We start from the raw sequence: 22,363 nt of genomic DNA on the forward strand, positions 1-22,363 counted from the left end.
CTCACTGGTTGCCGCAGGTGGACACGGGGGTCGTGTCCAGCCAGGGCAGGTCGTGCCCCATCCGGTCCCGCTTGGTGCGCAGGTAGCGGAGGTTGTGCTCGCCGGCCTGGACGGGCATGGCCTCGCGACCGGTGACCGTGATGCCGTGCCGTTCGAGGGCGGCGCTCTTGTCGGGGTTGTTGGTCATCAGGCGTACGGTGCGCACGCCGAGGTCCGCGAGGATCTGCGCCCCGGCGCCGTAGTCGCGGGCGTCGGCGGGCAGGCCGAGCTCCAGGTTGGCGTCGAGGGTGTCGCGGCCGCGCTCCTGGAGTTCGTAGGCGCGCAGCTTGGACATCAGGCCGATGCCGCGTCCCTCGTGGCCGCGCAGGTAGACGACCACTCCCCTGCCCTGGGCCTGGATGCGGTCCAGGGAGGCGTCGAGCTGAGGGCCGCAGTCGCAGCGCTGGGAGCCGAAGACGTCGCCGGTGAGGCACTCGGAGTGGACGCGGACCAGGACGTCCTTCCCGTCGCCGATCTCGCCGTGCACGAGGGCGATGTGCTCGACGCCGTCGACGGTGGAGCGGTAGCCGTACGCGGTGAACTCGCCGTGCCGGGTGGGCAGTCGGACCTCGGCCTCGCGGCGGACGGTGGGTTCCTCGCTGCGCCGGTAGGCGATCAGATCCTCGATGGAGATGATCGTCAGGCCGTGCTTGCGGGCGAACGGGATCAGCTCGGGCAGCCGCAGCATGCGACCGTCCTCGCCGGCGATCTCCACGATGGCGCCGGCCGGGCGCAGGCCCGCGAGGCGGGCGAGGTCGACGGCGGCCTCGGTGTGCCCGTTGCGCACGAGCACGCCGCCCGGGCGGGCGCGCAGCGGGAAGACGTGCCCGGGGCGGACCAGGTCGGCGGGTTCGGCCGTGCCGCTCGCCAGGAGTCGCAGGGTGGTGGCGCGGTCGGCGGCGGAGATGCCGGTGCTGACGCCGTGGGCGGCGGTGGCGTCCACGGAGACGGTGAAGGCGGTCTTCATCGACTCGGTGTTGTCGTCGACCATCTGCGGGAGCCGGAGCCGGTCCAGTTCGTCGCCCTCCATGGGGGCGCAGATCAGGCCGCGGCACTCGCTCATCATGAAGGCGACGATCTCCTCGGTCGCCTTCTCCGCGGCGACGACGAGGTCGCCCTCGTTCTCGCGGTTCTCGTCGTCGACGACCACGACGGGCCGGCCGGCGGCGATGTCCGCGACGGCCCGCTCGACGGGGTCGAGGGAGAGGTCGTCGATGCCGTCGGGGCTGTAGAGGACGGGTGCCGTGCTCATGCGGGCGCTCCTTCCGGGAGGGGGCGGGCCGCGTTGCGCGAGCGCAGCCACCAGTCGCGCAGGCCCCACAGGACGAGCGCGCCGTACAGGACGTAGACGAAGCCGGAGAAGGCGAAGCCGTTGGCGAAGTTCAGCGGGACGCCGACGAGGTCGACGAGCAGCCAGGCGAACCAGAACTCGACCATGCCGCGGGCCTGGGCGTACATGGCGACGACGGTGCCGACGAAGATGTACGCGTCCGGCCAGGGGTCCCAGGACAGGGTGGGGAACGCGGTGAACAGGGCGCCCACCGCGAGGGTGCCGACGGCGGCCGCGGCGGCCAGGGCGCCGCGTTCGCGCCAGGTGGCGAACCGTACGGCGACGGAGCCGTCCTGGCTCTGCCGCCGGCCGCGGTTCCACTGCCAGAAGCCCCAGGCGGCGACGACCATGACGACGATCTGCTTGCCGGCGCTGCCGGAGAGGTGGGCGGTGGCGAAGGCGGCGAAGAGGACGAGCCCGGAGAGGAACTGCACGGGCCAGGTCCAGATCGAGCGCCGCCAGCCGAGGGCGAGGCCGAGCAGCCCGACCACGTTGCCGGTCATGTCCGACCACTTGATGTGCTGGTCGAAAAGCGTGAACGCCTCGGAGTTGAGCCAGTTCACCGGGTGCCCCCCTGGGTGCCGAGCAGCCGCTCGACGTACTTGGCGATGACGTCGACCTCGAGGTTGACCGGGTCGCCGGGCTGTTTGACGCCCAGCGTGGTCAGGGCGAGGGTGGTGGGGATGAGGCTGACGGTGAAGAAGTCGGGTCCGGCGTCGACGACGGTGAGGCTGATGCCGTCGACGGTGATGGAGCCCTTCTCCACGACGTAGCGGGCGAGGCCGGCGGGCAGGGAGATCTTCACGAGCTCCCAGTGCTCGGAGGGCTCGCGCTCCAGGATCGCGCCGGTGCCGTCGACGTGGCCCTGCACGATGTGGCCGCCGAGCCGGGCGCCGACGGCGGTGGGGCGTTCCAGGTTGACGCGGGAGCCGACGGCGAGGACACCGAGGCTGGAGCGCTTCAGGGTCTCGGCCATGACGTCGGCGGTGAACTCGTCGCCCTCCTGGTCGACGACCGTGAGGCAGACGCCGTTGACCGCGATGGAGTCGCCGTGGCGGGCTCCTTCGGTGACCGCGGGGCCGCGCAGGCGGAAGCGACAGGCGTCGTCGAGGGTCTCGACGGCGGTGACCTCGCCCAGCTCTTCGACGATTCCGGTGAACACTTCCCGGGTCCTCCCTGCCTCTTCGGGCACGGACTCCGGGGCTGTCGACGAACGACAGAAGGGACGGACGGGAACACCGGAAACGACGACGCCGGACGGGGTCCGTCCGTGACGGACGTGCCCCGAAGGCCGGCGGCGCGCACGTGTGCTCGCCCGCCGCGCACTGCCTCCCATCCGGACTTTAACCGTCGGTCCAGGAATTTCACCTGGTCAACCGGCCGCTGGAAGCGACCGGGTCGCGGACTGTAACCGCCGGTTCGGACTTTCACCGACCCCGGAGTGCGCTGCTTCTGGTACAGGCCCAGTGTGCCACGACTGATCGGCGTCCATCCGCACGGAGCGTGTGGGCTGGCTCACAGGGCGCTCCCGCGGTGTGCGATGCCGGACCGGGGAGGCCCCAACTGGGCCTCTGCCGCTCCGTCTTGAGATTGGTCCATACCTATTGACTCACTGGTCTAGTCCTCTCTACTGTCTGCGCAACTTCCGTGGAGAGGAACCGACTGTGCCTTCCCCCTCACGCTCCAGAACCCGCCACAGAGCGGGGCCGGCCCTGTTCGCGGGGGCCGCCGCCGTCGCCGGTCTACTGCTCGCCGGCCTCCCGGCGACCGCCTCCCAGGCCGCCGGCCAGGAATCCTGTCGCCCCGACGGGCTCTACGAGACACCCGGGGTCAGCGTCCCCTACTGCTCGGTCTACGACTCGGCGGGCCGGGAGAAGATGGGCGCCGACCACCCGCGCCGGGTGATCGGCTACTTCACCGGCTGGCGCACGGGCAAGGACGGCAAGCCGGCCTACCTCGCCTCGGACATCCCGTGGGACAAGATCACCCACATCAACTACGCCTTCGCGCACGTCGACGGCGGCAACCGGCTCTCCGTCGGCCCCGACGGCGAGAAGAACCCGGCGACCGGCATGACGTGGCCCGGGGTGGCGGGCGCCGAGATGGACCCCGGGCTGCCCTACAAGGGCCACTTCAACCTGCTCAACAAGTTCAAGAAGCAGCACCCCGACGTCAAGACGATGATCTCGGTGGGCGGCTGGGCCGAGACGGGCGGCTACTTCGCGGACGACGGCTCGCGGGTGGACTCCGGCGGCTTCTACTCCATGGCCACGAAGGCCGACGGCTCGGTCAACCAGGCCGGCATCGACACCTTCGCCGACTCGGCGGTCGACTTCGTCCGCACGTACGGCTTCAACGGCGTCGACATCGACTACGAGTACCCGACCACGATGAAGGACGCGGGCAACCCGCTCGACTGGTCCCTCGCCAACGGCCGCCGGGCCGGGCTGGTCAAGGGCTACGCGGCGCTGATGAAGACGCTGCGCGAGAAGCTGGACCGCGCGGGCGCCGCGGACGGCAGGCACTACCTGCTCTCCGTGGCCGCGCCGTCCTCCGGGTACCTGCTGCGCGGCATGGAGACCTTCCAGGTCCAGAAGTACCTGGACTACGTCAACATCATGTCGTACGACCTGCACGGCGCCTGGAACGAGTACGTCGGCCCGAACGCCTCGCTCTTCGACGACGGCAAGGACGCCGAGCTGGCGGCCGCGGGCGTCTACGGCAGCGCCCAGTACGGCGGCCTCGGCTACCTGAACACCGACTGGGCCTACCACTACTTCCGCGGCTCCATGCCGGCCGGCCGCATCAACATCGGCCTGCCGTACTACACGCGCGGCCACAAGAACGTCCAGGGCGGAACCGACGGACTGTGGGGCAAGGCGTCCGCCTCCTCCTGCCCGGCGGGTTCCGGCCTGACCAAGTGCGGTGACGGCGCCGTCGGCATCGACAACCTCTGGCACGACCTCGACACCAACGGCAAGGAGTCCCCGGCGGGCTCCAACCCGATGTGGCACGCCAAGAACCTCGAGAAGGGCATCGTCGGCGACTACGTCACCGACTACGGCTTCCCGGCGGACACGAAGCTGACCGGCACCTACGCCCGCAAGTACGACGCGACGCTGGTCGCCCCCTGGCTGTGGAACGCCGAGAAGAAGGTCTTCCTCTCCACCGAGGACGAGCAGTCGGTCGGGGCCAAGGCCGACTACGTGGTGGACCGGGGCATCGGCGGCACGATGATCTGGGAACTGGCCGGCGACTACGGCTGGAACGCGGCCAAGGGACAGTACGAGCCGGGCGACACCCTCACCTCGCTGATGTACGACAGGTTCAAGTCGGCCGCACCGTACGGCGCGAAGAAGTCGAACGCGGACCTGCCGGCGCAGGCCGTCGACGTGGGCGTGGAGTTCACGGACTTCAAGCTGGGCGACTCCAACTACCCGATCACGCCGAAGCTGCGGATCACCAACAACACGAGGACCGCGCTGCCGGGCGGCACGGAGTTCCAGTTCGACTACGCGACCTCGGCGCCGGGGAACGCCTCCGACCAGTCCGGCTTCGGCACCAAGGTCGTCCGCAGCGACCACACGGGCGGCAACGTGGGCGGCCTGAAGGGTGACTTCCACCGGGTGTCGCTGAAGCTGCCGGCGTGGCAGTCGCTGGCCCCGGGCGGGAGCGTCGACCTGGCGTTCAACTACTACCTGCCCGTGTCGACGCCCTCGAACTGGACGGTGACGATCGGCGGCACGGCGTACGCCCTGGCCGGCGACCTCGCCCGGGGCACGACGGTGGTGGACCCCGGGGCGCAGACGCCGGCCCCCACGCCCACGGACACCGGGACTCCCGGACCGGGCCCGACGGGCGGCACCGGGCAGTGCGCCGCCCCGGCCTGGGACACGGCGGCGTCGTACGGCAGTGGCACCGCCGTCTCCCACCGGGGGCACACGTGGAAGTCCAAGTGGTGGACGAAGGGCGAGGAGCCCGGGACCACCGGTGAATGGGGTGTCTGGCAGGACCTCGGCGCCTGCTGACCCCACCCGAACGGGCCCGGCGGTGGTGACGAAGGCCCTTGCCCACCGCCGGGTCCCCCCACCCCCCTCGCGCCCGGCCACGCGGCCGGCAAGGAACCTTCGAGGAGCACCTGGCCGTGCGGTACGGCCACGGGGAGGACGGGCGGCGCGGATGAGCAGACGGGCGGGGCTGCGGACGGGGCTGGGAGTGCTCGCGGGCGGCCAACTGGTGCTGGGGCTGTGGATCCTGCTGCTGCCCGAGCTGTTCTGGAAGTGGCCCTGGGTGTCGCACCTGCCGCCCTACAACGAGCATCTGCTGCGGGACTTCGGCGGCGCGTCCCTCGCGCTCGCCGTGGTGCTCTGTGCGGCGGTGGCGGTGATGGAGCGCCGCCTGGTGCTGACGGCGCTGACGGCCTACCTGGTCTCCTCGGTCGCCCACCTCCTGTTCCACGCCCGGCACCTGGAGCCGCTGTCGGCGGCGAGCGCCGCGGGCTTCATGGCCCTGCTGGGGGCGGCGGTGCTGCTCCCGGCGGTTCTGGTGTGGCTGGCGGCGGACGGCTCGGCGTTCCGCGCGCCCGACCCGGCGGTACGGCGGTCCGCACCTCCCGGGTGAGCCCGTTGCGGGCACCGCTGGCTACCGCTGCGGCGGGGCGAAGAGGTCGTCCTGGGCCCGGTCGCGGGCGGTCAGCAGGGCGCCGCGCAGGACCGCGCCGCCGCCCAGGGTGCTGGGCCGCACCTCCGTGGCGAGCGGGGACATCCGGGCGAGGCGGTCCCGGACCCGGTCGGCGAGGGCGTCGGCGCCGGCCCGGCCGACCTCGCCGGCGAGCACCAGGCAGCCGGGGTCGAGGACGGAGACGACGGCGGCGGCACCGAGGACGACGCGGTCGGCGAGGGCGTCGAGGAACCGCTCGGCGGCCGGGTCGGCCCCGGCGGCCGACCGGCGCACCGCCTCCCGGACCAGCGTCGCGGCGTGCGGCTCGGGTCCGTCGGTCCGGGCCGTCAGTCCGTGCTCCGCCGCCAGGGCGGTGACCGCCGCCGCGCCCGCCACGGAGTGGAAGCCGCCCTCGCAGTCGGTGGCCGACGGCAGGCCCGCGGTGCCCGGCACCGGCAGGAAACCGATCTCGCCCGCGCCGCCGGACACGCCGCGGCGCAGGGTGCCGTCGAGGACGACGGCGGCGCCGATGCCCAGGCCCAGCCAGAGCAGGACGAAGGTGTCGCGGTCGCGGGCGGCGCCGTCGCGCTGTTCGGCCAGGGCGGCGAGGTTGGTCTCGTTCTCGACGCCGACCCGGGCCTCGGGGAACTTCTCCTGGAGTGCGGCCACCAGCCTGCGGTGCCACTCGGGCAGCCCGGAGGAGTCCCGCAGTTCACCGCCGGCCGGGTCGATCAGGCCGGGGGCGCCGATCCCGACGGTGTGCAGCCGGTCGGCGCCGGCCTCCTTCACCGCGCGCTCCACCAGGCCGACCGCCTGCTCCACCGCGGGACCGGTGCCGGAGTGGTCGTCGATCGGCACGGATGCCTCGGCGAGGACCCGGCCGAGCAGGTCGGAGACGAGTACGGCGACGCCCTCGGTGCGCACGTCGAGGGCGGCGAGGTGGGCGCGGCCGGCGACGATGCCGTACAGCTTGGCGTTGGGTCCGCGGCGCTGCTCGCCGGACTCCCCGGCCACCTCGACCAGTCCGGAGGCGGTGAGGCGTTCGACGAGGTCGGCGACGGTGGGCCGGGACAGGCCGGTCAGCTTCTTCAACTGGCCTGCCGTCAACGGGCCCTCCTGCTGGAGCAGATGGAGGGCGAGCCGGTCGTTGATGGCCCGGGCGGTGCTCGGGGATGCGGGCATGCCGGGATCCTTCCAGATCGCCGGCGCGGGGGCCCGCGCCGGTAACCCACTATCTATCAGGCAACCTCCCTGATAGTTTACGCGACGCGCTGCCGCACACTGCCGCGCACCGAGGACACGGAGGGGTGGACCATGAGCACAGGGATCTACGGGCGAAGCGAGGTGAAGCGCGCCCGGTACGCGGTGGCGGCCGTGTTCGCCGTGCACGGCTCCGTCACCGGCTCCTTCGCGACCCGCGTGCCGTGGATCCAGGACCACGCCGGTGTCAGCGCGGGCCAGTTGGGACTGGCGCTCGCCTTCCCGGCGCTCGGCGCGTCCCTCGCCATGCCGCTGGCCGGCCGCGTCACGCACCGTTTCGGCGCCCGCACCGCCCTGCGCGCCCTGCTGGCGCTGTGGACGCTCGCGCTGGTCCTGCCCTCCCTCGCCCCGAACCTGCTCACCCTGTGCCTCGCCCTGTTCGTCTACGGCGCCACGGCGGGCATGTCGGACGTGGCGATGAACGCGCTCGGCGTGGAGATCGAGAACCGTCTCGACAAGTCGATCATGTCCGGGCTGCACGGCATGTGGAGTGCGGGCGCGCTGATCGGGTCGGCGGCCGGCACGCTCGCCGCCCACCTGGGCGCTGACGCCCGCACCCACCACCTGCTGGCCGCCGCGGTGCTGACGGCGACCGGCCTGGTCGCCTGCACCTGGGTGCTGGACCTGCAGCCCGCCGAGGACGAGGACCCGCCGCCGCGGTTCGCGCTGCCGCCCAGGTCGGCGGTGCTGATCGGCGCGGTCGGCTTCTGCGCGGTCTTCGCGGAGGGCGCGAGCCTGGACTGGTCGGCGGTCTACCTGCGGGACGAGCTGACCGCCTCGGCCGGTCTGGCGGCGGCGTGCACGACGGGCTTCACGCTGACCATGGCGCTGGCCAGGCTCGCCGGAGACCGGGTGGTGGACCGGTTCGGCGCGGTGCGCACGGTCCGGGTGAGCGGGGTGCTGGCCGCCCTCGGCGGGCTGCTGGTCGTGATCGGTGGCCACCCGGCGGTGGCGATGACCGGCTTCGCACTGATGGGACTCGGCATCGCCGTGGTCGTCCCGCTGTGCTTCGCCGCGGCCGGCCGCGCCGGTTCCAACCCGAGCCTGGCCATCGCGGGCGTCGCCACCATCACGTACACCTCGGGCCTGGTCGCGCCGAGCGCGATCGGCGGGGTGGCCCAGGCGACCAGCCTGGTGGTGTCGTTCGGTCTGGTGACCGTGCTGGCCTGCTGCCTGGTGGTGTTCGCGCGGGTGCTGCGGGCCGGGGACCGCAACCGGCCGACGATCAGTCCGCGGGCCGCAGAAGTGCCCGGCCCGCAGTCCTGAACGCCTCGCTCCAGGGCGCCGGGCGCAGCGTCCCGGAGTCCAGCCGGACCAGCACCCGGGTGCCGCGGGCGTAGGTGGTGGCGCCGTCCGCCGAGCAGAACCGGAAGCCGTAGGTCAGCCCGGTGGTGCCGAGCCGGTCCAGCCACAGGTGGACGGCGTAGTCTCCCGGCCGGGTGACCGGCGCCTCGTAGCCGATCGTCAGTTCCCTGACCGCGTTGCAGGCGTCGCCGGCCGCCGCCCAGTCGCCCTCGAACCGGAAGCCCTCCCCGGCCCACAGTTCGCTCCAGGCCCGTTCGACCAGCACCGGGTAGCGGGCGTTGTGCAGCAGTCCGAGCGCGTCCAGGTCGTCGAAGTGGACGGTGACGGGGACGAGCCGGCCGTGGGACAGGGCGGGCGCGGCGGGGGCTTCGGCGGTCACGGGCGGGACTCCTGGTGGTGCTCGGCTGTGCTCGGGTACGGCGCTTCCCCCTCATCCTAAGCGGACGCTCAGGACGCCGGCCGGGGAAGGGTGCAGGTCAACCGCACGGCCGGCGACCCCTGACAATGGTCAGGACAGTCCTCACGTACAGAGAAAGCGAAACCTCACCATGGACCTCGGCGTGCGCTGGAAGCTGCACGGGGACGGGAAGGTTCCCGCCCCCGGAGCGGTGGTCCGCCCCGACGAACGGCTCTCGTGGCCCCGCACGGCCGGGCTCGGCGCCCAGCACGTGGTGGCCATGTTCGGGGCGTCCTTCGTGGCTCCGGTCCTGATGGGCCTCGATCCCAACCTCGCGATCATGATGTCGGGCGTGGCGACCGTCATCTTCCTGCTCGCCACGCGCGGCCGGGTGCCCAGCTACCTCGGCTGCTCGCTCTCCTTCGTGGGCGTCGCCGCGGTGATCCGGGCGCAGGGCGGCACCAGCGCCACGGTGACCGGCGCGGTCCTGGTCGTCGGCGTCGTGCTGTTCCTGGTGGGGCTCGCCGTACAGCGGTTCGGGGCCCGGATCATCCACGCCGCGATGCCGCCGGTCGTCACCGGCGCGGTGGTGATGCTGATCGGCTTCAACCTGGCCCCGGTCACCGCATCGACCTACTGGCCGCAGGACCAGTGGACGGCGCTCCTGGTGATGCTGTTCACCGGTCTGGCCGTGGTGTGCCTGCGCGGCTTCTGGTCCCGGATCGCGATCTTCCTGGGGCTGGTCTTCGGGTACGTCCTGTCCTGGGCGCTCGACCGGATCTTCGGGAAGATCCACTCCGTGGACGGCAGCGGCAAGGTGACCGACCACTGGCGGCTGGACTTCTCGGCGGTGGGCCAGGCCGACTGGATCGGGCTGCCGTCCTTCCACGGGCCGAGCTTCGAGTGGTCGGCGATCCTGGTCGCGCTGCCGGTCGTCATCGCGCTGATCGCGGAGAACGCCGGGCACGTCAAGGCGGTCGGCGAGATGACCGGCGACAACCTCGACGACAGGCTCGGCACGGCGATCTCGGCCGACGGTGTCGGCTCGGTGCTCTCCACCGCGGTCGGCGGCCCGCCCAACACCACGTACTCCGAGAACATCGGTGTGATGGCCGCGACCCGGGTCTACTCGACGGCCGCCTACTGGGCCGCGGCGGGCTTCGCCCTCCTCTTCGGCCTCTGCCCGAAGTTCGGCGCGGTCGTGGCCGCGATCCCGGGCGGTGTCCTCGGCGGCATCACCGTCATCCTCTACGGCATGATCGGCCTGCTCGGCGCCCAGATCTGGACCAACGCCCGGGTGGACCTGCGCAATCCGCTGAACCTGGTGCCGGCCGCCGCGGGCATCATCATCGGCGTCGGCAACGTCACCATGAAGTTCACGGACAACTTCTCCCTCAGCGGCATCGCGCTCGGCACCCTGGTCGTCATCACCGGCTACCACGCGCTGCGCGCCTTCGCCCCGGCCCACCTCAAGACCCAGCAGCCGCTGCTCGACGAGGGCACGTCGTCGTACGACGAGGAGACCGGGAGCGAGGGCGGCGGGGCCGGCGGGGCCGGCGGGGGTCACCGCGCCAGGTCGTAGGCGTACGCGGGGACGAACGTGCCCGGTTCGCCCTTGCAGCCGTCCGACTCCCCGGGCAGCTTGACCCACAGGTAGGCGTCGACGCGTCCCATGCCGGTACTCAGGGTCGGGGCGCGGCCTATCCTGCGGCCGGCCGGGTCGCACCACTCGCCGTCGGCCGGGGCGCCGTTGCCGTTGCGGCTGGTGTCGATGACGGCGCCGAGGCCCGGCGGGCCGCCGAGGGCGTCGAGGACGGCACGGTCGTAGGCGATCTCGTCGGCGGTGGCCTGGAAGTTGGAGACGTTGCTGAAGACGCCGTCGGAGGAGTCCGCCGAGGCGGCACCCGCCTGCCTGAGCCAGCCGGCCTGCCGGGCGGGCGCGTGCCAGCCGGAGTGGCCCGCGTCGTAGTAGACCCGGGCGCGCGGATCGGCGTCCTTGATCACCCGCCCGGCCCGGGCCAGGGAGGCGAAACGGTCGGCCCGGTCACCGGCGGACAGGCACTCGGCCTGGGCGACCGAGTCGGGTTCCAGTACGACGATCACCTCTCCGGAGCCGAGCCCGGCGGCGAACCCGTCGATCCAGGCGTCGTAGGCGTCGAGGCCGGGTGCGCCGCCCTCGGAGTGGCCGCCGCAGTCGCGGTCGGGTATCGCGTACGGCACGAGGACCGGCACCCGGCCCTGGGCGGCACCCGCGGAGGTGACCGCGCGGACCCGGGCGGTGACGGCGGCCGGGCTGGGATCGGTGAACCAGACGGCGGCCGGCCGGCCGGCGATCCGGGCGGCGATGACGTCCCGGCGGGGGTCGTCGGGGTGGCCGCGGACCCAGTCGAGGACCTGGGAGTCGGGGTGCCGGTAGAGCCGGGCGGCGGCCGGGGGCCGGGATTCCGGGGCGGAGGGGCTCGCGGGAGCCGTCCGCGGCGACGCGCCCGCGCCCGCGCCCGTGCCCGCGCCCGTGCCCGTCTGCGTCGGCGTCGGCTTCGGCGTTGGCGAGGCGGCTGGAGACGGGGAGGCCGGGGGTGCCCCGGACGGAGTGCCGGCCGGCGGGTTCCACCGCGGCGCCGTGGTCACCCGCGCCCCGGCCCGGTCCGTGGCGCGGGTGCCGCCGTCGCCGCCGAGCGCGGTCAGCATGCCGGTCGCGGTGCCCACCGCGACGACGACGGACGCCGCCACGACCATCGCGCCGCGGCCGGCGGCACGTCTGCGCTCGGCCCGGCGAACGGCGCGCCGCCGGGCGCGAAGGTGTGACACGTACGGTCCCCCTCCCCCGCGCGGCGGGCGCGTTCCCCCGTTCTGGGGAAGCCCCGTACCCGCCGGCACCGCCGTCAGCCTAAAGCTGCGACGCTGCCGCCATGGCGCACTGCGAGCAAGTCCCGCCGGCCGTCCTGACGGTGGACGCCGTCCTGTCCCGGATGCGCACCGTCGGCGCGGGGCTGCCGCCCCGCGACGGTCTGGCCGTCTTCAACCGCGTCTACCTCTCGGTCACGGAGGCCGTGGACCGACGCATCGACGGCGGCCGGTTCGCGGCCCCCCGCGCCGCGACCGCGCTGGACGTGCGGTTCGCCGAGCGCTACCTGGCCGCCGTGGACGCGGCGGCCGAGGACCGCCGTCCGCCCGCCTGCTGGCGCCCGCTGTTCCAGTTCCGCCGCCATCCCGGGGTACGGCCACTGCAGTTCGCGCTGGCGGGCGCCAACGCGCACGTCGGCCACGACCTCGCGCTGGCCGTGGTGGACACCTGTCGTACGCTCGGCTGCGAACCGGCCGACCTGGAGGACGAGTTCGACCGCGTGGGTGACCTCCTCGTCTCGCTGGAGGAGCGGGTCCGCGACGAGCTGATGCCGGGTCCCGACCTGCTGCGGATCGCCGACCCGCTGACCCATCTGCTGGGTTCCTGGAGCCTGGAGCGGGCCCGCGAGGCCGCCTGGGCCGCCGCCCGCGCGCTGTGGGCGCTGCGCCGGCTGCCGGACGTCGCCGGGGAGTTCACCGAACGGCTGGACGCCGCCGTGGGCTTCGCGGGACGCATGCTGCTCACCCCGCTGCGGGACTGATCCGGCCGTTCCCGCCGGGCGCCGCCGGACTCCCCCGGAGTCGTTGTACGTTGAAATCGGTTCGCCTCCTGCGAACCACGCGGCACCGCGGCCAGCATCGCACCCCGAATGCGAAGGAGCACCCGGTATGACGACCCGGCTCGGACTCGGCCTCCCCCAGATGCGGCAGTACGACATCGGCAAGGACGTCACCGACGTGGCGCGCGCGGCGGAACGGATGGGCTACGAGAGCCTGTGGGTGTTCGAGCGCGCCCTGTTCCCCGAGCCCGCCACCCAGGGGCTGTACGGCGTCGAGGGGCTGCCCTGGCCGGACACCTACCGGAGCGTCGCGGAGCCGCTGGTGACCCTGGCTCTTGCCGCCGCGGTCACCGAACGGGCCCGGCTGGGCACGAGCGTGCTGGTCGCCCCGCTGCACGTCCCCTTCCAACTGGCCAAGGCCCTCGCCTCGCTGGACGCGGCGAGCGGCGGCCGGGTGGTGGCGGGCTTCGGCACCGGCTGGTCGCACGACGAGTACGCGGCGGCCTCCGTGAGGCCGTTCGCGGAGCGCGGGGCCGCCCTGGACGAGCTGATCGGGGTGTGCCGCGCGGTGTGGGGTCCCGACCCGGTGGTGTACGACGGCGAGGTCACCAAGATCGCGTCCGCGGTGGTCGGCCCGAAACCGGCCCGGCCGATCCCGGTCCTGCTGGCGGCGGGCGGCAGCGGCCGGGCCCGGCGCCGGCTGGTCGACCACGCCGACGGCTGGCTGCCGACGGGCATCGGCGCCGAGACCGTCGCCGCGCAGTTGCGGGAGCTGCGGGACCTGGCCGCCGAGCGGGGCCGCACCGAGCCGATCCGGACGGTGCTGCGGGTCAACACCCGCTACAGCGCGGCCAACTACGAGGGCTCCGACCGGCGCCCCTTCCAGGGCGGCATCGACCAGATCGTCGAGGACCTGGCCGCGCACGCCGAGATCGGCCTGGACGAGATCCTCGTCGACGTGCAGAGCACCGCGCGCGACGCCGAGGAACTCAAGGACGTCGCGGCCCTGGTCTACGAGAAGGCCCGGGCGGCCGGCGTCTGACTGCCTCTCGGCGAAGCCGCCCCTAGTCCTCGGGGAGTTCGACCGGCGCGATCTCCTCGTAGAGGTCGCCCGGGCCGGGGTTGGCCGGGTCGGTCTCGCCGCCGAGGTGGTGCATGACGCCCCAGACCGCGTTCAGCGCGGTCTGGACGGCCCCCTCGGCCCAGCCGGCCGTCCAGGAGATGTCGTCGCCGGCGAGGAAGATGCCCCGCTTGTCCGCGGGCAGCCGGTCCTGCATGAAGTGGGTGAACAGGCGCCGCTGGTAGCGGTAGTGGCCGGGCAGGTTGGCCTTGAACGCGCCCATGAAGTAGGGCTCGTTCTCCCAGGAGACCGTCACGGGGTTGCCGATGATGTGCTTCCTGATGTCGACCTTCGGGTAGATCTCGCCGAGCGACTTCAGCATGACCTCCATCCGCTCGTTCGCGGACAGCGGCAGCCACTTCAGGCTGTCGTCGCACCAGGTGTAGGAGAGGCAGATGACGGCGGGCCGGTCGGGGCCGTCGTCGAGCAGGTAGGTGCCGCGGGTCATGCGGTCGGTGAGCGTCATCGACATGACGTCCCGGCCGGTCGGGTTGCCGCTGTCGTCGACGGCCTTGTCGAGCCAGAAGGGCCGGTCCACGGGCACGAAGAGCTTGCTGGACTCCATGTAGTGGGTCCGCTCGATCGCGGTCCAGTGGTCGATCGGGAAGAGGGAGTCGTCGCAGGCGATCTTCGAGAGCAGCATCCAGGACTGCGCGGTGAAGACCGCGGCCCGGTAGGTGCGGATGTCGCCGTCGGCGTCGGTCACGGTGATGCGGTTGCCGGCGGTGCGGTTCAGCCGGGTCACGGCCGGACGGGGCTCGCCGCCCGGGTGCAGGGACCGCAGCGAGGTGCCGAGCGGCCAGTGGACGATCTTCTGCGGCTCGCGCTCCCAGAGCCGCAGCGGCAGTTGCTGGGAGCCGCCGACGATGCCGCGGTGGTGGTCGTCGGCCTCGGTGTAGACGACGCGGAGGATCTCCAGGATGGAGTTGGGGAAGTCGGTGTCCCAGCCGCCGGTGCCGAAGCCGACCTGGCCGAAGATCTCGCGGTGCCGGAAGGACTTGAAGGCCGGCGAGTCGCACAGGAAGCCGTAGAAGGTCTGGTTGTCGAGCTTCTCGACCAGCCTCGACCAGATCTCGCGGATGCGCGGGACGTCGCGCTCGCGCAGGGCGCGGTTCATGTCGGAGAAGTCGGCGCCCTCTTCGAGGCACCGCGCCCAGGCGTCGGCCACGTCGCGGTAGACCTGCGGCAGGTCGTCGAGGGTCTCGGCGTAGTGCGACTCGCCCTTGAGGTCGACGACGGTCGAGGGGGTCGCCTCGGCGAGCGGGTTGGGGAACGCCCGGGTCCGAAGGCCCACCAGGTCGATGTAGTGCTGCAGGGCGGTGGAGGACGGCGGGAAGCGCATCGCGCCCATCTCGGCGGTCAGCGAGGGGTCGCAGCCGTCGAAGCCGACGGTCCGCAGCCGGCCGCCGATCCGGTCGGCCTCGTAGACGACGGGCCTGAGGCCCATCTTCATCAGCTCGTAGGCGGCCACGATCCCGGACAGGCCGCCGCCGACGACGGCGACCTCGGTGCCGTGCTCGGTGGCGGGCACCTGGCCGAGCCCGGCGGGGTGGGCGAGGAAGTCGTCGTACGCGTACGGGAAGTCCGGCCCGAACATGGTGATCGGCGGCTGCTGCTGGGCTGCGTGCTCGATCGCGTTGGGCACGGTGGACGTCATGGGGTACGGACTCCTTGCACGGGTGGCACGGGTGCGGGGCGGGATGGGCGGTTCAGGGGGTCACACGAGGCTGCCGTAGAGGCCGGGGCGGCGGTCCTCGAGGTACGGGTTGGCCTCGCGCGAGGCGGCCAGGAACGCCGGGTCGGCGTCGGCGAGGACCAGCTCCTCGGTGCGCCCGGCCCGGGCGCGGGCGATGCCGTCGGGGCCCGCCAGGGTGGACAGGCCGACGAACTCGAACTCGCCCTCGTGGCCCACGCGGTTGACGTACGCGACGTACATCTGGTTCTCGAAGGCCCGCACCGGGACGACGGACTCGGCGACGAACTGGAACGGGTGCATCTGCGCGGTCGGGACGATCAGCAGGTCGGTGCCGGCCAGGGCGTGGGCGCGGACGTGCTCCGGGAACTCCACGTCGTAGCAGATCATCAGGCCGACGGTGAGGCCGTTCAGTCCGGCCTGGACGACGGGCTGCTCGCCGGGGACGAAGTGGTCGCGCTCGAAGCAGCCGAAGAGGTGGGTCTTGCGGTAGTTCGCCAGGCGGGTGCCGTCCGCGGAGACGAGCTGGAGGGAGTTGAAGACGCCCCCGCCGTCCCGCTCGGGGTAGCCGTAGGCGATGGCCAGGCCGTGCCGTCCAGCGATGTCGGCGACGGCGTCGGCCGCGTCGCCGTCGGCGGGTTCGGCGAGGTCGGCGACGGCGTCGCCGATGGCGTAGCCGGTCAGGAACAGCTCGGAGGTGACGAGCAGTGCGGCGCCCGCGGCGGCGGCACGGCCCGCGGCCCCGTCGAGGACCTTGAGGTTCTCGACGGTGGAACCGGGGCGGCCGGAGCTCTGGAGCAGGGCGGTGCGCATGCGTGGTCCTCACCGGTCGGAGGGGGTGTCGGGGGAGTCAGATAGACGGTACGGGCGGCGGACTCGGCCGGACAAGACGGACCTGTTGCGCGCCGGTGGGCGGTTCGTTGCGTGGGCTCGGCGCACCTCGGCGATTCGTTGCGGTTCCCCGCGGGTGACCGGCGGGCGGGCCCGCGGGGCGACGGCGCCGGGGCGTCAGGAAGGGGACCGGTGCTTCCGGCGCCGTGCCCGGGCGGCCCGGGCCGCGGTCCGGGCGGCGCCGGCCAGCACCAGCGCGGTCACGAGGTACGGCACCGCGGAGAGCGCGAAGGCACTGCCGTGTCCCCAGGCCGTGGCCGCCGCCGCGTAGACGCCGTAGGTGGTGAGGTTGCCCAGCTCGGTGCCGAGGCCCGCGACGGAGGTCAGGGTGGCCCGCCCGGTGTCGTCGATGCGCTGCTGGAGGTGGGCGTCGGCCAGCACGGTCGCCAGTTGGAAGCCGCCGAAGGCGAGCGCCACCAGGGCCAGGGCGGCGGGCGTCCCGGCCAGGCCGCCCGCGGCCAGGGCGAGCGCGGAACCGGTGAGCAGCGCGGCGAACCCGTTGCCGGTCAGGCGTTCGGCGGGACCGGCGAGCAGGCTGCCCGCGGTGGCACCGGCCCAGATCACCAGCAGCAGCCAGGGCACGGTCTCGGGCGCCACGCCGGTCTCCCGCGCCAGCAGCGGCGTGTACTCGTCGAGCGCGCCCCACACCGCGGTCACCGCCGGTACGAGGAGCAGCGCGCCGCGCACGGACCGGTCGGCGCGGGCCTCGGCGAGTCCGGCGCGCAGGGTCGCGGACCAGCGCTCGCCCCCGGCGCCGCCGGGGGGTGTGCGGTGCTCGGGGAAGCGGGTGGCCACGGCCGCCGCGGCCAGACAGGCGAGCACACTCGCCGCGCCCACCGCGTCGTAGCCGCCCCAGGCGAAGACGGGGCCGGCCAGGCCCATGGCGGACATCGTCGCGGCGATGCCGATCGCCCGGGCCCGGCCCATGACGCGGGCGTACCGGTCGCCCGCGCCGGCCCGCTCGAGTTCGTCGTAGACCAGCGCCTCCAGCGCGCCCGAGCCGAGCGCACCACCGGCGCCCCAGAGCACGAAGCCGAGGGCGAAGGCGCCGTAGGAGGGCGCGAGCACCCACAGGGCGAAACCGGCGGCGGTCAGCAGCGGGCCGGCGATCAGCAGCAGCCGCCGGGAGACGGCGTCGGCCCAGGCGCCGGAGGGCACCTCCAGCAGCACGCCGGTCAGCGACCACAGGGCGAACAGCGAGGCCTGCTGCCAGACGGACAGACCGGTGTCGCTGAACAGCAGCGCGTACACCGGGTAGAGGAGGACGAACTCGTCGCAGAACGCGGAGGCGTACAGCGTGCGCACGAGCCGACGCGTACCGGCGGGCGCCACGGCGGTGCGCCCGGGCGAAGGCGATGAGGAGGGCGAGGACGAGGAAGAGAGGGTCATGGGGCCTTCCCGAGGGGGCGGATCGGACACCGGGGGTACGGCGTCCGGGGCGGCCCTCGGGAAGAGGCGCCACGGGTGGTGCGGTTGGATCAATGTCGGCAGGTCATGGCACCGATGCTAGGCGCCGCACGGCGCCCTGCCCACCGGAATGGCGGGAACTACGTGGGCGAGCCCGACGAGTGGCGCCGCAGGAGCGGCGAGAGCACCAGCACGGACTTGGTGCGTTCCACGAACGGCTCCCCGGCGATCCGCTCCAGGACCCGCTCGAAGTGGCGCATGTCGGCGGCGAAGACCTGGGCGACCGCGTCCGCGTCCCCGGTCACGGTGGACGCGGCCACGACCTCCTGGTAGCGCTCCAGGCCCCGCCGGATGGTCTCGGGCGAGGTGTTGCGGCGGCAGAAGATCTCCACGAACCCCTCGGTCTGCCAGCCGAGCGCGGCCGGGTCGACCCGTACGGTGAAGCCGGTGATGGCGCCGGTGGCGCGCAGCCGGTCCACGCGCCGTTTGACGGCCGGCGCGGACAGGCCGACCGACTGCCCGATGTCCGCGTAGGAGCGGCGGGCGTCCTCGGCGAGGGCGTGCACGATGCGTTCGTCGAGATCGTTCAGCACTGCGGGTCGTTCACTTCGCTTCTGGTGCGTGCGGGCCCCGGGAGGAGCCGGTTGCGGCGTTCGGGAGCGGCGTCGGCCGTACAGGAAGTAGACCACGGGCCCGACGGCCGGCCGGACACGGCCACCGCCCGGGGACGGCGGGCCGTGCCCGGGCGGTGGCCGTCGGGGTCGCCCGCGAGGCCCGGCCGGACGGGTCCCGGATCGGACGGGTCCCGGATTGGACGGGTCCCGGATCGGGCGCGGTCAGCTCCAGCTTGCGTGCAGCGGCTTGCCCTCGGCGTAGCCGGCGGCGCTCTGGATGCCGACGATGGCCTTCTCGGCGAACTCCTCCAGGGAGCCGGCGCCGGCGTAGGTGCAGGAGGAGCGGACGCCCGCGATGATCGAGTCGATCAGGTCCTCGACGCCGGGGCGGGCCGGGTCGAGGAACATCCGGGAGGTGGAGATGCCCTCCTCGAACAGCGCCTTGCGCGCCCGGTCGTACGCCGACTCCTCCGAGGTGCGGTTGCGCACCGCGCGCGCGGAGGCCATGCCGAAGGACTCCTTGTAGGCGCGGCCGTTGGCGTCGTGCTGGAGGTCGCCCGGCGACTCGTAGGTCCCGGCGAACCAGGACCCGACCATCACGTTGGACGCGCCGGCCGCGAGGGCCATCGCCACGTCGCGCGGGTGGCGCACGCCGCCGTCGGCCCACACGTGCTTGCCGTACTTCCTCGCCTCGGCGGCGCACTCCAGGACGGCGGAGAACTGCGGCCGGCCGACGCCGGTCATCATCCGGGTGGTGCACATGGCGCCGGGGCCCACGCCGACCTTGATGATGTCGGCGCCCGCCTCGATCAGGTCGCGCACGCCCTCGGCGGAGACGATGTTGCCGGCCACGATCGGGACCTGCGGGTCCAGTTCGCGCACGACCTTGACCGCGCTGATCATCGACTCCTGGTGGCCGTGCGCGGTGTCGATGACGAGGGTGTCCACGCCCGCGTCCAGGAGCTGCTTGGCCTTGCCGGCCACGTCGCCGTTGATGCCGACGGCGGCGGCGATGCGGAGCCTGCCGTTCGCGTCGACGGCCGGGGTGTACAGCGTGGCGCGCAGGGCGCCCTTGCGGGTGAGGATGCCGGCGAGGCGGCCGTCCCCGTCGACGGCGGGCGCGTAGCGGCGGTTGGCGGCGTCGAGGGTGTTGAAGGCCTCGCGGGGATCCATGTCGGCGTCGATGAGGATCAGGTCCTTGGACATGACCTCCTCGAGCTGGGTGAAGCGGTCCACGCCGGACAGGTCGGCGTCGGTGACCACGCCGACCGGCTTGTGGTCCCCGTCCACGACGACGCCCGCGTTGTGCGCGCGCTTGGGCAGCAGGGACAGCGCGTCGGCGACGGTCTGGTGCGGGGCGAGCACGATGGGGGTGTCCAGGACGTGGTGGCGGCTCTTCACCCAGGAGACGACGTCGGTGACGACCTCGATCGGGATGTCCTGCGGGATGACCACGAGGCCGCCGCGCCGGGCCACCGTCTCGGCCATCCGGCGGCCCGCGATGGCGGTCATGTTGGCGACGACCAGCGGGATCGTGGTGCCCGTGCCGTCCGGGGAGGAGAGGTCCACGCCCTGCCGGGAGCCCACGGCGGAACGGCTCGGCACCATGAACACGTCGTCGTACGTCAGGTCGTACGAGGGGTGGATGTCATTCAGGAAACGCACGTGCTGCACATCCCAGTCGATCAGAGGTGGCCCCCGGACAGGTCAGCCAGGGGGAAAGAGCACGTACTTCATTCTCCCACGAGACGTGGCCGGTCATCCCCGGGCAGATCGTCCAGGCCGGCCGGCGGCGCCCTTGGAGGTTCCTCCAGGCCCCAGGGTGACGAAGAGCCCCGGGCCGCGGTCGGTGGCCTCGGCGAAGACCTCCTCGGCGACGGCCCACTCGTCCGGCCGCGCCTCGGCGTACCCCCGCCAGCCCGTCACGACGAGCACCAGTCCCCGGTCCGCCGCGCCCTCGGGCCACACCGACGGGTCGGCGAGGGAGTCGGCGAGCGCGTCCCAGTTGCGGCCGAACCAGTCGGGCAGCGACAGGTCGCGGACGCAGCGGTCCATCAGGCCCGCCTTGTCCGTGACCCCGGCGAGGTCCAGCGTGACCACGAGCCGCCCCGCGGAGTCCTCGGTCATGCCTCGCTGCCCTTCCTTCCGTGCCGGCCGCCCGTCAGATTCCGTCCGGGTCGGTCCGGTTGAGCGTCGGCTTCGGTGCCGAGCCCGCCGTCATCAGGTAGTCCGCGGCCGACGTGTCCGTCACCAGGCTGGTGACCAGGCCCGAGCGCAGCACCGCGTCGATGGCCGCGGCCTTGCGCTGCCCTCCCGCGATCGCCACCACCTCGGGGATGCGGCGGAGCTGGTCGGCCTTGACGGTGATGCACCGCTCCCCCAGGTCCCGCCCGACCCGGCGCCCCTCGGCGTCGAAGAGGTGCGCGGACATCTCGGCGGCGACGCCGAGCGAGGCGTAGTGCGCGCGCTCCTCGTCGCTGAGCATGTCGTGCACCGTCGAGATGCCGGGCTCCCAGGAGCCGATGGAGACGCAGGCGACCGTGACCTTGTCGAAGTACTCGAAGGCCCGGGCGATCCCGGTCTGGTGCCGCAGCGCCTGCGCGGTGGCCGCGTCCGGCAGGAGCATCGGCGCGTAGATGGGGTGGGCGTCGCCGCCCGACACCTGGGCGGCGCGGCGCACGGCCTCCACGGAGCCGCGCTCGGCGGTCCCGGCGTCGTACACGCCCGTGAGCTGCACCACGGTGCACGGCGGCAGCCGGTCCAGGGCCGCCGCCATGTGGATGGTGGACCGGCCCCAGGCCAGGCCCAGTACGTCGCCCTCGTTGACCAGCTCGCCGAGCAGGTCGGCGGCCACCTCCCCCAGGTTCTCCGGGTCGGGTGTCTCCTCGGCGTCGGCCGGGGACTCCACCACGACGGCGTGCCGGAGCCCGTAGCGGGCGCGCAGGGCGTCCGAGCGCTCGGCGTCCAGCTCGGCCGGCACCCGGATCTCGATGCGGACAAGGTCCCGCTCGAGGGCGGTCTCGAGGACCCTGGCCACCTTGAAGCGGCTGACGCCGAACTCCTCCGCGATCTGGATCTTGGACTTGCCCTCGAGGTAGAAGCGGCGGGCCATGGCCGCCGCCTGGACCAGCTCAGCGGGTCCCATCCGCATGGCTGAACGGCCCGCCGACATACCCGACACGGCGATCTCCTCACTGCTGTTCACACTCTGGATACGCCGTTCATCCTTGCAGATTCGGCGCTGTTGATCAGCCCTGATGGGAGCCGTTCACTTTCTGTTCCTCAGTGGTCGCAGGACCAGGACGCCTTGGCGGTCGCCGCGTGTGCCTGTGTGCGCAGTGCACGTACCGCCTCGGCCGGGTCGGACGCCCCGTACACCGCGGAACCCGCGACGAAGACGTCGGCGCCGGCCTCCGCGCACCGCTCGATCGTGGTGGCCGAGACCCCGCCGTCGACCTGGAGCCACAGCTCCAGACCGTGCTTCCTGATCAGCTCACGGGTGCGGCGGATCTTCGGAAGCATGATGTCGAGGAACGCCTGCCCACCGAAGCCGGGTTCAACCGTCATGATCAGCAGCATGTCGAGTTCGGGGAGCAGGTCCTCGTACGGCTCGATCGGCGTCGCGGGCTTCAGCGCCATGGACGCGCGGGCGCCCTTGGCCCGGATCTCCCGGGCCAGCCGTACGGGCGCGGCGGCCGCCTCGGCGTGGAAGGTGACGGAACCGGCGCCCGCCTCCACGTACTGCGGCGCCCAGCGGTCCGGGGCCTCGATCATCAGGTGGCAGTCCAGCGGGGTGCCGGTCGCCCGGGCCAGGGACTCGACCACCGGCACGCCGAGCGTGAGGTTCGGGACGAAGTGGTTGTCCATGACGTCGACGTGGAGCCAGTCGGCTCCCTCGACCGCCCTGGCCTCGTCCGCGAGGCGGGCGAAGTCGGCGGACAGGATGCTGGGGTTGATCTGGGGGGCCATGCGCCCAAGCCTGCCATGCCCCGCGGGGGCGGGCGGGCACGGGTCCTCGGGTGGTG

The 22,363-nt window shown here is 73.1% G+C and carries 20 protein-coding genes and 1 riboswitch; of the genes, 6 read left to right on the forward strand and 14 right to left on the reverse strand.

Annotated elements, in window-relative coordinates; all coding sequences use genetic code 11:
* Position 1: 1 nt before the first annotated feature.
* From IG88_RS0116650 to IG88_RS0116660, 3 genes are read right to left on the reverse strand one after another with little or no spacing between them, the layout of a single operon-like run.
* Positions 2-1,291, reverse strand: a complete 1,290-nt coding sequence (locus tag IG88_RS0116650) for a bifunctional 3,4-dihydroxy-2-butanone-4-phosphate synthase/GTP cyclohydrolase II (protein WP_031041118.1) — start codon at positions 1,289-1,291, stop codon at positions 2-4.
* A complete protein-coding gene (locus IG88_RS0116655; RefSeq protein WP_031041121.1) occupies positions 1,288-1,932 on the reverse strand; it encodes a nicotinamide mononucleotide transporter family protein in 645 nt (214 codons plus the stop codon). Before IG88_RS0116655 ends, IG88_RS0116650 begins: the two co-directional genes overlap by 4 nt.
* Positions 1,929-2,531: a riboflavin synthase gene (locus IG88_RS0116660; RefSeq protein WP_031041124.1), complete on the reverse strand. Its 603-nt coding sequence runs from the start codon at positions 2,529-2,531 to the stop codon at positions 1,929-1,931. Before IG88_RS0116660 ends, IG88_RS0116655 begins: the two co-directional genes overlap by 4 nt.
* A gap of 156 nt (positions 2,532-2,687) precedes the next feature.
* Positions 2,688-2,818: riboswitch (FMN riboswitch) on the reverse strand.
* Positions 2,819-3,033: 215 nt separating this feature from the next.
* Between IG88_RS0116660 and IG88_RS0116665 the strand changes: the two genes are divergently transcribed.
* Positions 3,034-5,397: a chitinase C-terminal domain-containing protein gene (locus IG88_RS0116665; protein ID WP_031041127.1), complete on the forward strand. Its 2,364-nt coding sequence runs from the start codon at positions 3,034-3,036 to the stop codon at positions 5,395-5,397.
* A gap of 151 nt (positions 5,398-5,548) precedes the next feature.
* A complete protein-coding gene (locus IG88_RS0116670; protein WP_234332172.1) occupies positions 5,549-5,989 on the forward strand; it encodes a hypothetical protein in 441 nt (146 codons plus the stop codon).
* 21 nt (positions 5,990-6,010) lie between these two features.
* Here the strand turns inward: IG88_RS0116670 and IG88_RS0116675 are convergent, their stop codons facing one another.
* A complete protein-coding gene (locus tag IG88_RS0116675; RefSeq protein ID WP_031041131.1) occupies positions 6,011-7,210 on the reverse strand; it encodes an ROK family transcriptional regulator in 1,200 nt (399 codons plus the stop codon).
* Positions 7,211-7,342: 132 nt separating this feature from the next.
* Between IG88_RS0116675 and IG88_RS0116680 the strand changes: the two genes are divergently transcribed.
* Positions 7,343-8,554 (forward strand): MFS transporter, encoded by a 1,212-nt coding sequence (locus tag IG88_RS0116680; protein ID WP_031041133.1) that lies wholly within the window; start codon positions 7,343-7,345, stop codon positions 8,552-8,554.
* Here IG88_RS0116680 and IG88_RS0116685 read toward each other — a convergent pair.
* A complete protein-coding gene (locus IG88_RS0116685) occupies positions 8,514-8,972 on the reverse strand; it encodes an acyl-CoA thioesterase (protein WP_031041136.1) in 459 nt (152 codons plus the stop codon). The two genes, IG88_RS0116680 and IG88_RS0116685, sit on opposite strands and share 41 nt — an antisense overlap.
* Positions 8,973-9,141: 169 nt before the next feature.
* On the opposite strand from IG88_RS0116685, the gene IG88_RS0116690 reads away from it, so the two are divergent.
* Positions 9,142-10,572: a uracil-xanthine permease family protein gene (locus IG88_RS0116690; protein ID WP_031041137.1), complete on the forward strand. Its 1,431-nt coding sequence runs from the start codon at positions 9,142-9,144 to the stop codon at positions 10,570-10,572.
* On the opposite strand, the gene IG88_RS0116695 is transcribed toward IG88_RS0116690, so the two are convergent.
* Positions 10,554-11,726: a glycoside hydrolase family 6 protein gene (locus IG88_RS0116695; protein WP_031041140.1), complete on the reverse strand. Its 1,173-nt coding sequence runs from the start codon at positions 11,724-11,726 to the stop codon at positions 10,554-10,556. The two genes, IG88_RS0116690 and IG88_RS0116695, sit on opposite strands and share 19 nt — an antisense overlap.
* Positions 11,727-11,899: 173 nt before the next feature.
* Here IG88_RS0116695 and IG88_RS0116700 point away from each other — a divergent pair, with 173 nt between their 5' ends.
* Positions 11,900-12,595 carry a DUF5995 family protein gene (locus IG88_RS0116700; protein ID WP_031041143.1) on the forward strand — a complete coding sequence of 232 codons (696 nt, stop codon included), beginning with the start codon at positions 11,900-11,902 and terminating at the stop codon, positions 12,593-12,595.
* A 127-nt stretch (positions 12,596-12,722) separates the two neighbouring features.
* Positions 12,723-13,655: an LLM class F420-dependent oxidoreductase gene (locus IG88_RS0116705; protein ID WP_031041146.1), complete on the forward strand. Its 933-nt coding sequence runs from the start codon at positions 12,723-12,725 to the stop codon at positions 13,653-13,655.
* Positions 13,656-13,677: 22 nt separating this feature from the next.
* Here IG88_RS0116705 and IG88_RS0116710 read toward each other — a convergent pair whose 3' ends face one another.
* The 8 genes from IG88_RS0116710 to rpe form a co-directional block, all read right to left on the reverse strand.
* The gene (locus IG88_RS0116710) at positions 13,678-15,390 is read right to left on the reverse strand and encodes a flavin monoamine oxidase family protein (protein WP_031041150.1); all 1,713 of its coding nucleotides are present in this window, start codon (positions 15,388-15,390) and stop codon (positions 13,678-13,680) included.
* Between the two features lie 60 nt (positions 15,391-15,450).
* The gene (locus IG88_RS0116715; RefSeq protein WP_031041153.1) at positions 15,451-16,239 is read right to left on the reverse strand and encodes a carbon-nitrogen hydrolase family protein; all 789 of its coding nucleotides are present in this window, start codon (positions 16,237-16,239) and stop codon (positions 15,451-15,453) included.
* Positions 16,240-16,434: 195 nt separating this feature from the next.
* A complete protein-coding gene (locus tag IG88_RS0116720; protein WP_031041156.1) occupies positions 16,435-17,706 on the reverse strand; it encodes an MFS transporter in 1,272 nt (423 codons plus the stop codon).
* Positions 17,707-17,864: 158 nt separating this feature from the next.
* Positions 17,865-18,317, reverse strand: a complete 453-nt coding sequence (locus tag IG88_RS0116725; RefSeq protein WP_031041159.1) for an Lrp/AsnC family transcriptional regulator — start codon at positions 18,315-18,317, stop codon at positions 17,865-17,867.
* Positions 18,318-18,560: 243 nt separating this feature from the next.
* Positions 18,561-20,003, reverse strand: coding sequence for a GuaB1 family IMP dehydrogenase-related protein (locus IG88_RS0116730; RefSeq protein WP_031041161.1), 1,443 nt, complete (start codon positions 20,001-20,003; stop codon positions 18,561-18,563).
* A gap of 93 nt (positions 20,004-20,096) precedes the next feature.
* Complete coding sequence (locus IG88_RS0116735) at positions 20,097-20,465, reverse strand: barstar family protein (RefSeq protein ID WP_031041164.1); 369 nt, start codon at positions 20,463-20,465, stop codon at positions 20,097-20,099.
* 34 nt (positions 20,466-20,499) lie between these two features.
* On the reverse strand, positions 20,500-21,543 hold the full coding sequence (locus tag IG88_RS0116740) for a sugar-binding transcriptional regulator (protein WP_030399039.1): 1,044 nt from the start codon (positions 21,541-21,543) through the stop codon (positions 20,500-20,502).
* 77 nt (positions 21,544-21,620) lie between these two features.
* Positions 21,621-22,307 (reverse strand): ribulose-phosphate 3-epimerase, encoded by a 687-nt coding sequence (gene rpe / locus IG88_RS0116745; protein WP_031041170.1) that lies wholly within the window; start codon positions 22,305-22,307, stop codon positions 21,621-21,623.
* Between the last annotated feature and the right edge of the window lie 56 nt (positions 22,308-22,363).

Source organism: Streptomyces sp. NRRL F-5650, assembly GCF_000721365.1.
Lineage (GTDB): Bacteria > Actinomycetota > Actinomycetes > Streptomycetales > Streptomycetaceae > Streptomyces > Streptomyces ardesiacus.